The organism is Enterobacter sp. MF024 (assembly GCF_005843915.1).
Taxonomy (GTDB): domain Bacteria; phylum Pseudomonadota; class Gammaproteobacteria; order Enterobacterales; family Enterobacteriaceae; genus Enterobacter; species Enterobacter barmai.
In genome coordinates this window covers 14,619-27,132 of the sequence record NZ_VCBB01000024.1, presented here as the reverse complement: position 1 = coordinate 27,132, position 12,514 = coordinate 14,619, and the positions used below count along the sequence as shown (strand labels likewise).

At 52.4% G+C, this 12,514-nt stretch carries 9 protein-coding genes; all 9 read left to right on the top strand.

Annotated features, from left to right (window positions below):
• On the top strand, positions 1-87 hold an 87-nt coding region (locus FFB58_RS22515; RefSeq protein WP_000507907.1), incomplete at its 5' end, for a hypothetical protein.
• 229 nt (positions 88-316) lie between these two features.
• Positions 317-700, top strand: a complete 384-nt coding sequence (gene secE / locus FFB58_RS22510; protein WP_003862342.1) for a preprotein translocase subunit SecE — start codon at positions 317-319, stop codon at positions 698-700.
• Between the two features lies 1 nt (position 701).
• On the top strand, positions 702-1,247 hold the full coding sequence (gene nusG / locus FFB58_RS22505; RefSeq protein WP_003862341.1) for a transcription termination/antitermination protein NusG: 546 nt from the start codon (positions 702-704) through the stop codon (positions 1,245-1,247).
• Positions 1,248-1,402: 155 nt separating this feature from the next.
• Positions 1,403-1,831 carry a 50S ribosomal protein L11 gene (rplK, locus tag FFB58_RS22500; RefSeq protein WP_032615878.1) on the top strand — a complete coding sequence of 143 codons (429 nt, stop codon included), beginning with the start codon at positions 1,403-1,405 and terminating at the stop codon, positions 1,829-1,831.
• 3 nt (positions 1,832-1,834) lie between these two features.
• A complete protein-coding gene (rplA, locus tag FFB58_RS22495; RefSeq protein ID WP_006176745.1) occupies positions 1,835-2,539 on the top strand; it encodes a 50S ribosomal protein L1 in 705 nt (234 codons plus the stop codon).
• Positions 2,540-2,830: 291 nt separating this feature from the next.
• Complete coding sequence (rplJ, locus tag FFB58_RS22490) at positions 2,831-3,328, top strand: 50S ribosomal protein L10 (RefSeq protein ID WP_001207203.1); 498 nt, start codon at positions 2,831-2,833, stop codon at positions 3,326-3,328.
• A gap of 66 nt (positions 3,329-3,394) precedes the next feature.
• Entirely contained in the window at positions 3,395-3,760 is a 366-nt protein-coding gene (rplL, locus tag FFB58_RS22485; protein WP_039028882.1) for a 50S ribosomal protein L7/L12, read from the top strand.
• A 318-nt stretch (positions 3,761-4,078) separates the two neighbouring features.
• On the top strand, positions 4,079-8,107 hold the full coding sequence (rpoB, locus tag FFB58_RS22480) for a DNA-directed RNA polymerase subunit beta (protein WP_039028900.1): 4,029 nt from the start codon (positions 4,079-4,081) through the stop codon (positions 8,105-8,107).
• Positions 8,108-8,183: 76 nt separating this feature from the next.
• Entirely contained in the window at positions 8,184-12,407 is a 4,224-nt protein-coding gene (gene rpoC, locus FFB58_RS22475) for a DNA-directed RNA polymerase subunit beta' (RefSeq protein ID WP_138371060.1), read from the top strand.
• Positions 12,408-12,514 lie beyond the last annotated feature (107 nt).

Here is a 12,514-nt window from a genome sequence, read left to right as displayed (position 1 = left end):
ATCGCGATGGATGACGGTCTGCGTTTCGCAATCCGTGAAGGTGGCCGTACCGTTGGCGCGGGCGTGGTTGCTAAAGTTCTCGGCTAATTGCTGATAACATTTGACGCAATGCGCATGAAAAGGGCATCATTTGATGCCCTTTTTGCACGCTTTCACATCAGAACCTGGCTCATCAGTGATTATTTTTGTCATAATCATTGCTGAGACAGGCTCTGCAGAGAGCGTATAATCCGAAAAGCGATTAAGCGTTTCGATTTGGTTTGCCTCGCGCTCGCGGGGTGAAAATGTTTGTAGAATACTTCTGACAGGTTGGTTTATGAGTGCGAATACCGAAGCTCAAGGGAGCGGGCGCGGCCTGGAAGCGATGAAATGGGTAGTGGTAGCCGTATTGTTGATCGTGGCAATCGTTGGCAACTACCTGTATCGCGACATGATGCTGCCGCTACGCGCGCTTGCAGTGGTAATTCTGATTGCTGCAGCGGGTGGTGTCGCGCTGTTGACGACCAAAGGTAAAGCGACCGTCGCTTTTGCCCGCGAAGCGAGAACGGAAGTCCGTAAGGTCATTTGGCCGACTCGCCAGGAAACATTGCACACCACGCTGATCGTAGCTGCGGTTACCGCTGTAATGTCACTGATCCTGTGGGGACTGGATGGTATTCTGGTTCGCCTGGTATCCTTTATCACTGGCCTGAGGTTCTGAGATGTCTGAAGCCCCTAAAAAGCGCTGGTACGTCGTTCAGGCGTTTTCCGGTTTTGAAGGCCGCGTAGCAACGTCGCTGCGTGAGCATATCAAATTACACAACATGGAAGAGTTGTTTGGTGAAGTTATGGTTCCGACCGAAGAAGTGGTCGAGATCCGTGGCGGCCAGCGTCGCAAAAGCGAGCGCAAATTCTTCCCGGGTTACGTGCTTGTTCAGATGGTGATGAACGATGCAAGCTGGCACTTAGTGCGCAGCGTCCCGCGCGTAATGGGCTTTATCGGCGGCACGTCTGACCGTCCGGCGCCAATCAGCGATAAAGAAGTTGATGCGATTATGAACCGCCTGCAGCAGGTTGGTGATAAGCCGCGTCCGAAAACGCTGTTTGAACCGGGTGAAATGGTACGTGTTAATGACGGTCCGTTTGCTGACTTTAACGGCGTGGTTGAAGAAGTGGACTACGAGAAGTCCCGCCTGAAAGTTTCTGTTTCTATCTTCGGTCGTGCGACCCCGGTAGAACTGGACTTTGCCCAGGTAGAAAAAGCCTAAGCAGCCGATCAAAAAAGCGACGATTTAAACGTTGCACAGGGCGCGAGATTGGAATACAATTTCGCGCCTTTTGTTTTTATGGATCGTATCCGTAAAACGAATTTTATCACGGGGAGCCTCCTTGAGGCGCTATAACCCAATCAGAGGATTTTAGAATGGCTAAGAAAGTACAAGCCTACGTCAAGCTGCAGGTTGCAGCTGGTATGGCGAACCCAAGTCCACCAGTTGGTCCAGCTCTGGGTCAGCAGGGTGTGAACATCATGGAATTCTGTAAAGCGTTCAACGCGAAAACCGAATCCCTGGAAAAAGGTCTGCCAATCCCAGTCGTAATCACTGTTTACGCTGACCGTTCTTTCACTTTCGTTACCAAGACCCCGCCGGCAGCAGTTCTGCTGAAAAAAGCGGCTGGTATCAAGTCTGGTTCCGGCAAGCCGAACAAAGACAAAGTTGGTAAAATTTCCCGCGCTCAGCTGCAGGAAATCGCGCAGACCAAAGCTGCCGACATGACTGGTTCCGACGTTGAAGCGATGACTCGCTCCATCGAAGGTACTGCACGTTCCATGGGCCTGGTAGTGGAGGACTAAGAAATGGCTAAACTGACCAAGCGCATGTCCGTGATCCGTGACAAAGTTGATGCGACCAAACAGTACGACATCAACGAAGCTATCGCTCTGCTGAAAGAACTGGCTACCGCTAAGTTCGTTGAAAGCGTTGACGTTGCCGTTAACCTGGGCATCGACGCTCGTAAATCCGATCAGAACGTTCGTGGCGCAACTGTACTGCCACACGGTACTGGCCGTTCCGTTCGCGTAGCTGTATTTGCTCAGGGTGCAAACGCTGAAGCTGCTAAAGCTGCCGGCGCTGAACTGGTAGGTATGGAAGATCTGGCCGATCAGATCAAGAAAGGCGAAATGAACTTTGACGTTGTTATTGCATCTCCAGATGCAATGCGCGTTGTTGGCCAGCTGGGCCAGGTTCTGGGTCCACGCGGCCTGATGCCAAACCCGAAAGTTGGTACTGTAACCCCTAACGTTGCTGAAGCGGTTAAGAACGCTAAAGCAGGTCAGGTTCGTTATCGTAACGACAAAAACGGCATCATCCACACCACCATCGGTAAAGTGGACTTTGACGCTGACAAACTGAAAGAAAACCTGGAATCTCTGCTGGTTGCGCTGAAAAAAGCTAAACCAACTCAGGCGAAAGGCGTGTACATCAAGAAAGTTAGCATCTCCACCACCATGGGTGCAGGTGTTGCAGTTGACCAGGCTGGCCTGAGCGCTGCTGCAAACTAATGCCTTTACGTGGGCGGTGGATTTGTCTACAATCTTACCCCCACGTTTGCTAACAATAGTTAGCGGCTAAAAGATTTGTTCGTTGGAGCCTGGCCTAATCCAGGCCTCCGTCGAAGACCGCAGGTGTTTCGCAAGAGACTTAATGCCCTGCGTAGACGGTGACAGAACGCTAAGATTATTTTTGGATACTCTGGCTTGTTTCTGCTCACCGTATTAAGACGCTCCTCCCGTTGGGAAGAGTGAAGTGAGTTCCGGAACATGAGTTCCGGCAAACATCCAGGAGCAAAGCTAATGGCTTTAAATCTTCAAGACAAACAAGCGATTGTTGCTGAAGTCAGCGAAGTAGCCAAAGGCGCGCTGTCTGCAGTAGTTGCGGATTCCCGTGGCGTTACTGTAGATAAAATGACTGAACTGCGTAAAGCAGGTCGTGAAGCTGGCGTTTACATGCGTGTTGTTCGTAACACCCTGCTGCGCCGCGTAGTTGAAGGTACTCAGTTCGAGTGCCTGAAAGACACGTTTGTTGGTCCAACCTTGATTGCATACTCTATGGAACACCCGGGCGCTGCTGCTCGTCTGTTCAAAGAGTTCGCGAAAGCGAATGCAAAATTCGAGGTTAAAGCTGCAGCCTTTGAAGGTGAGTTGATCCCGGCATCGCAAATCGATCGCCTGGCAACCCTGCCGACCTACGAAGAAGCAATTGCACGCCTGATGGCAACCATGAAAGAAGCTTCGGCTGGCAAACTGGTTCGCACTCTGGCTGCTGTTCGCGATGCGAAAGAAGCTGCTTAATAGCAGTCATCTTTATCAAGTATTCGCTTACGTATAAACTTATTCTGATTTTCAGGAACAATTTAAATGTCTATCACTAAAGATCAAATCATTGAAGCAGTTGCAGCTATGTCCGTAATGGACGTTGTAGAACTGATTTCTGCAATGGAAGAAAAATTCGGTGTTTCTGCTGCTGCTGCTGTAGCTGTAGCTGCTGGCCCGGCTGAAGCTGCTGAAGAAAAAACTGAATTCGACGTAATTCTGAAAGCTGCTGGCGCTAACAAAGTTGCCGTAATCAAAGCAGTACGTGCTGCAACTGGCCTGGGTCTGAAAGAAGCTAAAGACCTGGTAGAATCTGCTCCAGCTGCGCTGAAAGAAGGCGTGAGCAAAGACGACGCAGAAGCACTGAAAAAATCTCTGGAAGAAGCTGGCGCTGAAGTTGAAGTTAAATAAGCCAACCCTTCCGGTTGCAGCCTGAGAAATTAGGCTGATGGCTGGTGACTTTTTAGTCACCAGCCTTTTTGCGCTGTAAGGCGCCAGTAGCGTTTCACACTGTTTGACTGCTGGTTGTCCTGACAATGCTTGTTTCTATCGACGTCTTAATATACTGCGACAGGGTGCTCGCTCTGGGTAAATCGCAATGAAATGGTTTAAGCGTGATAGCAACAGGCATTGCGGAAAGTGTTCGATTTTCCGATCAACAAAATGGTGTTGCACAAACTGTCCGCCAATGGACAGATGGGTCGACTTGTCAGCGAGCTGAGGAACCCTATGGTTTACTCCTATACCGAGAAAAAACGTATTCGTAAGGATTTTGGTAAACGTCCACAAGTTCTGGACATTCCATATCTCCTTTCTATCCAGCTTGACTCGTTCCAGAAGTTTATCGAGCAAGATCCTGAAGGGCAGTACGGCCTGGAAGCAGCCTTCCGTTCCGTGTTCCCGATTAAAAGCTACAGCGGTAATTCCGAGCTGCAATACGTCAGCTACCGCCTTGGCGAACCGGTATTTGACGTTCAGGAATGTCAAATCCGTGGCGTGACCTACTCGGCACCGCTGCGCGTTAAACTGCGTCTGGTGATCTACGAGCGCGAAGCGCCGGAAGGCACCGTTAAAGACATTAAAGAACAAGAAGTCTACATGGGCGAAATCCCGCTCATGACTGACAACGGTACTTTCGTTATCAACGGTACTGAGCGTGTTATCGTTTCCCAGCTGCACCGTAGCCCGGGCGTCTTCTTCGACAGCGATAAAGGTAAAACGCACTCATCCGGTAAAGTACTCTATAACGCGCGTATCATTCCTTACCGTGGTTCCTGGCTGGACTTCGAGTTCGATCCGAAAGACAACCTGTTTGTCCGTATCGACCGTCGTCGTAAACTGCCTGCGACCATCATTCTGCGTGCACTGAACTACACCACTGAGCAGATCCTTGACCTGTTCTTTGAAAAAGTTGTCTTTGAAATTCGCGACAACAAGCTGCAAATGGAGCTGGTGCCAGAGCGTCTGCGTGGTGATACCGCGTCGTTCGACATCGAAGCCGACGGCAAAGTGTATGTGGAAAAAGGCCGCCGTATTACTGCGCGCCACATCCGTCAGCTGGAAAAAGATGAAATCAAACACATCGAAGTTCCGGTTGAATACATTGCTGGCAAAGTTGCAGCAAAAGACTACGTTGATGCATCAACTGGCGAGCTGATCTGCCCGGCTAACATGGAGCTGAGCCTGGATCTGCTGGCTAAGCTGAGCCAGTCTGGCCACAAGCGTATCGAAACGCTGTTCACCAACGATCTGGACCACGGTCCGTACATGTCCGAAACCGTACGTGTCGACCCAACCACCGATCGTCTGAGCGCGCTGGTAGAAATCTACCGCATGATGCGCCCGGGTGAGCCACCAACTCGCGAAGCGGCTGAAAGCCTGTTCGAGAACCTGTTCTTCTCCGAAGACCGCTACGATCTGTCCGCGGTTGGTCGTATGAAGTTCAACCGTTCTCTGCTGCGTGACGCGATCGAAGGTTCCGGTATCCTGAGCAAAGAAGACATCATCGAAGTGATGAAGAAGCTCATCGATATCCGTAACGGTAAAGGCGAAGTGGACGATATCGACCACCTCGGCAACCGTCGTATCCGTTCCGTAGGCGAAATGGCGGAAAACCAGTTCCGCGTTGGCCTGGTACGTGTTGAGCGTGCGGTTAAAGAGCGTCTGTCTCTGGGCGATCTGGATACCCTGATGCCTCAGGATATGATCAACGCCAAGCCGATCTCCGCAGCAGTGAAAGAGTTCTTTGGTTCCAGCCAGCTGTCTCAGTTTATGGACCAGAACAACCCGCTGTCTGAGATCACGCACAAGCGTCGTATCTCTGCACTTGGCCCAGGCGGTCTGACCCGTGAACGCGCAGGCTTCGAAGTACGAGACGTACACCCGACTCACTACGGTCGCGTATGTCCAATCGAAACGCCTGAAGGTCCAAACATCGGTCTGATCAACTCCCTGTCCGTGTACGCACAGACTAACGAATACGGTTTCCTTGAGACCCCGTATCGTAAAGTGACTGACGGTGTTGTAACCGACGAAATTCACTACCTGTCTGCTATCGAAGAAGGTAACTACGTTATCGCCCAGGCGAACACCAACCTGGACGAAGAAGGTCGCTTTGTTGATGACCTCGTTACCTGCCGTAGCAAAGGTGAATCCAGCTTGTTCAGCAACGACCAGGTTGACTACATGGACGTTTCCACCCAGCAGGTGGTTTCCGTCGGTGCGTCCCTGATCCCGTTCCTGGAACACGATGACGCCAACCGTGCATTGATGGGTGCGAACATGCAACGTCAGGCGGTTCCAACTCTGCGCGCTGATAAGCCGCTGGTTGGTACCGGTATGGAACGTGCTGTTGCCGTTGACTCCGGTGTAACTGCAGTTGCTAAACGTGGCGGTACCGTTCAGTACGTGGATGCTTCCCGTATCGTTATCAAAGTTAACGAAGACGAGATGTACCCAGGCGAAGCGGGTATCGACATCTATAACCTGACCAAATACACCCGTTCTAACCAGAACACCTGTATCAACCAGATGCCATGTGTGTCTCTGGGCGAGCCAGTTGAGCGCGGCGATGTGCTGGCAGACGGTCCGTCCACCGACCTCGGTGAACTGGCGCTCGGTCAGAACATGCGCGTAGCGTTCATGCCGTGGAACGGTTACAACTTCGAAGACTCCATTCTTGTCTCCGAGCGTGTGGTTCAGGAAGATCGTTTCACCACTATTCACATCCAGGAACTGGCCTGTGTGTCCCGTGACACCAAGCTGGGGCCAGAAGAGATCACTGCTGACATCCCTAACGTGGGTGAAGCTGCGCTCTCCAAACTGGATGAATCCGGTATCGTTTACATCGGTGCGGAAGTGACCGGCGGCGACATTCTGGTTGGTAAGGTAACGCCGAAAGGTGAAACCCAGCTGACGCCAGAAGAGAAACTGCTGCGCGCGATCTTCGGTGAGAAAGCGTCTGACGTTAAGGACTCTTCTCTGCGCGTACCAAACGGTGTTTCCGGTACGGTTATCGACGTTCAGGTCTTTACTCGCGATGGCGTAGAAAAAGACAAACGTGCGCTGGAAATCGAAGAGATGCAGCTGAAGCAGGCTAAGAAAGACCTGTCTGAAGAGCTGCAGATCCTTGAAGCTGGCCTGTTTGGTCGTATCTACGCGGTGCTGGTTTCCGGTGGTGTTGAAGCTGAGAAGCTCGACAAGCTGCCGCGTGACCGCTGGCTGGAACTGGGCCTGGCCGACGAAGAGAAACAGAATCAGCTGGAACAGCTGGCTGAGCAGTATGACGAACTGAAACACGAGTTCGAGAAAAAACTCGAAGCGAAACGCCGCAAAATTACTCAGGGCGACGATCTGGCACCGGGCGTGCTGAAGATTGTTAAGGTCTATCTGGCCGTTAAACGTCAGATCCAGCCTGGTGATAAGATGGCAGGTCGTCACGGTAACAAGGGTGTTATCTCTAAGATCAACCCGATCGAAGATATGCCGCACGATGCTAACGGTACGCCGGTAGATATCGTACTGAACCCGCTGGGCGTACCGTCTCGTATGAACATTGGTCAGATCCTTGAAACCCACCTGGGTATGGCTGCTAAAGGTATCGGCGACAAGATCAACGCCATGCTGAAACAGCAGCAGGAAGTCGCGAAACTGCGCGAATTCATCCAGCGTGCGTACGATCTGGGCACTGATGTTCGTCAGAAAGTCGACCTGAACACCTTCAGCGATGAAGAAGTGCTGCGTCTGGCAGAGAACCTGAAAAAAGGTATGCCAATCGCAACGCCTGTCTTCGATGGTGCGAAAGAGTCTGAAATCAAGGAACTGTTACAGCTGGGTGGCCTGCCAAGTTCTGGCCAGATCACTCTGTTCGACGGTCGTACCGGTGAGCAATTCGAGCGCCAGGTTACCGTTGGCTACATGTATATGCTGAAACTGAACCACCTGGTTGATGACAAGATGCACGCGCGTTCTACCGGTTCTTATAGCCTGGTTACTCAGCAGCCGCTGGGTGGTAAGGCGCAGTTCGGTGGTCAGCGCTTCGGGGAGATGGAAGTGTGGGCGCTTGAAGCATACGGCGCGGCATACACCCTGCAGGAAATGCTCACCGTTAAGTCTGATGACGTGAACGGTCGTACCAAGATGTATAAAAACATCGTGGACGGCAACCATCAGATGGAACCGGGCATGCCAGAGTCCTTCAACGTACTGTTGAAAGAGATTCGTTCGCTGGGTATCAACATCGAACTGGAAGACGAGTAACTCTCGCTCAAACAGGTCACTGGTGCCGGAGTCATTTCCGGCACCAGATTGTGCTAACTCCGACGGGAGCAAATCCGTGAAAGACTTATTAAAGTTTCTGAAAGCGCAAACTAAAACCGAAGAGTTTGATGCGATCAAAATTGCTCTGGCATCGCCAGACATGATCCGTTCATGGTCTTTCGGTGAAGTTAAAAAGCCGGAAACCATTAACTACCGTACGTTCAAACCTGAGCGTGACGGCCTTTTCTGTGCGCGTATTTTCGGGCCAGTAAAAGATTACGAGTGCCTGTGCGGTAAGTACAAGCGCCTGAAACACCGTGGTGTGATCTGTGAGAAGTGCGGCGTTGAAGTGACCCAGACTAAAGTGCGTCGTGAGCGCATGGGCCACATCGAGCTGGCGTCTCCGACTGCCCACATCTGGTTCCTGAAATCTCTGCCGTCCCGTATCGGTCTGCTGCTGGATATGCCGTTGCGCGATATCGAACGTGTTCTGTACTTCGAATCTTATGTTGTTATCGAAGGCGGGATGACGAACCTGGAACGTAACCAGATTCTGACCGAAGAACAGTATCTGGACGCGCTGGAAGAGTTCGGTGACGAATTCGACGCGAAGATGGGTGCGGAAGCTATCCAGGCCCTGCTGAAAAGCATGGATCTGGAGCAAGAGTGCGAGCAGCTGCGCGAAGAGCTGAACGAAACCAACTCCGAAACCAAGCGTAAAAAGCTGACCAAGCGTATCAAACTGCTGGAAGCGTTCGTTCAGTCTGGTAACAAACCAGAGTGGATGATCCTGACCGTTCTGCCGGTTCTGCCGCCAGATCTGCGTCCGCTGGTTCCACTGGATGGTGGTCGTTTCGCGACTTCTGACCTGAACGATCTCTATCGTCGCGTCATTAACCGTAACAACCGTCTGAAACGTCTGCTGGATCTGGCTGCGCCGGACATCATCGTACGCAACGAAAAACGTATGCTGCAGGAAGCGGTAGATGCCCTGCTGGATAACGGTCGTCGCGGTCGTGCGATCACCGGTTCTAACAAACGTCCTCTGAAATCTTTGGCCGATATGATCAAAGGTAAACAGGGTCGTTTCCGTCAGAACCTGCTCGGTAAACGTGTTGACTACTCCGGTCGTTCTGTAATCACCGTAGGTCCATACCTGCGTCTGCATCAGTGCGGTCTGCCGAAGAAAATGGCACTGGAGCTGTTCAAACCGTTCATCTACGGCAAGCTGGAACTGCGTGGTCTCGCCACCACCATCAAAGCCGCTAAGAAAATGGTTGAGCGTGAAGAAGCTGTCGTTTGGGATATCCTGGACGAAGTTATCCGCGAACACCCGGTACTGTTGAACCGTGCACCAACCCTGCACCGTCTGGGTATTCAGGCCTTTGAGCCAGTCCTGATCGAAGGTAAAGCTATCCAGCTGCACCCGCTGGTTTGTGCGGCATATAACGCCGACTTCGATGGTGACCAGATGGCTGTTCACGTACCGCTGACGCTGGAAGCCCAGCTCGAAGCGCGTGCGCTGATGATGTCTACCAACAACATCCTGTCTCCAGCGAACGGTGAACCAATCATCGTTCCTTCTCAGGACGTTGTACTGGGTCTGTACTACATGACCCGTGACTGTGTTAACGCCAAAGGCGAAGGCATGGTGCTGACTGGCCCGAAAGAAGCTGAGCGTATTTATCGCGCTGGCCTGGCCTCTCTGCATGCGCGCGTTAAAGTGCGTATCACCGAATATGAAAAAGATGAAAACGGCGAATTCGTGGCGATTACCAGCCTGAAAGACACGACTATTGGCCGTGCCATTCTGTGGATGATCGTACCGAAAGGTCTGCCTTTCTCCATCGTCAACCAGGCGCTGGGCAAGAAAGCTATCTCCAAAATGCTGAACACCTGTTACCGCATTCTGGGCCTGAAGCCGACCGTTATCTTCGCTGACCAGACAATGTACACCGGCTTTGCTTATGCAGCGCGTTCAGGTGCCTCTGTTGGTATTGATGACATGGTCATCCCAGAGAAGAAACACGAGATCATCTCTGAAGCAGAAGCTGAAGTTGCTGAGATCCAGGAGCAGTTCCAGTCTGGTCTGGTAACCGCGGGCGAACGCTATAACAAAGTTATCGATATCTGGGCTGCGGCGAACGATCGTGTATCCAAAGCGATGATGGATAACCTGCAGACCGAAACCGTTATTAACCGTGACGGCGTCGAAGAGCAGCAGGTCTCCTTCAACAGCATCTACATGATGGCCGACTCCGGTGCGCGTGGTTCCGCAGCACAGATTCGTCAGCTGGCAGGTATGCGTGGTCTGATGGCGAAGCCAGATGGCTCAATCATCGAAACGCCAATCACTGCGAACTTCCGTGAAGGTCTGAACGTACTCCAGTACTTCATCTCCACTCACGGTGCGCGTAAAGGTCTGGCGGATACCGCACTGAAAACAGCTAACTCCGGTTATCTGACGCGTCGTCTGGTAGACGTTGCGCAGGATCTGGTTGTTACCGAAGACGATTGTGGCACCCTCGAAGGTATCACCATGACCCCGGTTATCGAGGGTGGTGATGTTAAAGAGCCGCTGCGCGATCGCGTACTGGGTCGTGTGACCGCTGAAGACGTTCTGAAGCCGGGTACTGCAGACATTCTGGTTCCGCGTAACACCCTGCTGAACGAGCAGTGGTGTGATCTGCTGGAAGTGAACTCTGTTGACTCCGTGAAGGTACGTTCCGTTGTATCTTGTGACACCGACTTTGGTGTATGTGCGCACTGCTATGGTCGTGACCTGGCGCGTGGCCACATCATCAACAAAGGTGAAGCAATCGGTGTTATTGCGGCACAGTCCATCGGTGAACCGGGTACACAGCTGACGATGCGTACGTTCCACATCGGTGGTGCGGCATCTCGTGCGGCTGCTGAATCCAGCATCCAGGTGAAAAACAAAGGTAGCATCAAGCTCAGCAACGCGAAGTCGGTTGTGAACTCCAGCGGTAAACTGGTTATCACCTCCCGTAACACCGAGCTGAAGCTGATCGACGAATTCGGTCGTACCAAAGAGAGCTATAAAGTGCCTTACGGTGCTGTAATGGCGAAAGGCGACGGCGAGCAGGTTGCAGGCGGCGAAACCGTAGCAAACTGGGATCCGCACACCATGCCGGTTATCACCGAAGTGGCGGGCTTCATTCGCTTTACCGATATGATCGACGGCCAGACGATTACTCGTCAGACCGACGAACTGACCGGTCTCTCTTCCCTGGTGGTTCTGGATTCTGCAGAACGTACCGCGGGTGGTAAAGATCTGCGTCCAGCACTGAAAATCGTTGATGCTAACGGCAACGACGTTCTGATCCCTGGCACCGATATGCCGGCTCAGTACTTCCTGCCAGGTAAAGCGATTGTTCAGCTGGAAGATGGTATTCAGATCGGTGCGGGTGATGCCCTGGCGCGTATTCCTCAGGAATCCAGCGGTACCAAGGATATTACCGGTGGTCTGCCACGCGTTGCGGACCTGTTCGAAGCACGTCGTCCGAAAGAGCCGGCAATCCTGGCTGAAATCAGCGGTATCATTTCCTTCGGTAAAGAGACCAAAGGGAAGCGCCGTCTGGTGATCACGCCTCTGGATGGCAGCGATCCGTACGAAGAGATGATTCCAAAATGGCGTCAGCTCAACGTGTTTGAAGGTGAACGTGTAGAACGTGGTGACGTGGTTTCCGACGGTCCGGAAGCGCCACACGACATTCTGCGTCTTCGTGGCGTCCACGCGGTAACGCGTTACATCACCAACGAAGTACAGGACGTTTACCGTCTGCAAGGCGTTAAGATCAACGATAAGCACATCGAAGTTATCGTTCGTCAGATGCTGCGTAAAGCCACCATCGTGAATGCCGGTAGCTCCGACTTCCTCGAAGGTGAGCAGGTTGAATACTCTCGCGTTAAGATTGCTAACCGCGATCTGGAAGCGAACGGCAAACTCAGTGCGACCTTCGCACGTGACCTGCTGGGTATCACCAAAGCGTCTCTGGCAACCGAGTCCTTCATCTCCGCGGCATCGTTCCAGGAGACTACTCGTGTGCTTACCGAAGCAGCCGTTGCGGGCAAACGCGACGAACTGCGCGGTCTGAAAGAGAACGTTATCGTGGGTCGTCTGATCCCGGCCGGTACCGGTTATGCGTACCACCAGGATCGTATGCGCCGTCGCGCAGCGGGCGAAATCCCTGCTGCACCACAGGTTACTGCTGAAGATGCATCTGCCAGCCTGGCAGAGCTGCTGAACGCAGGCCTGGGCGGTTCTGACAACGAGTAATCGTATCGTCAGCCCATAAAAAAACCCGCTTCGGCGGGTTTTTTTTTGCTTAACTGATACGGCTGTTGCCGGGTGGCGCTGGGCTTACCCGGCCTATGGTTCGGGTC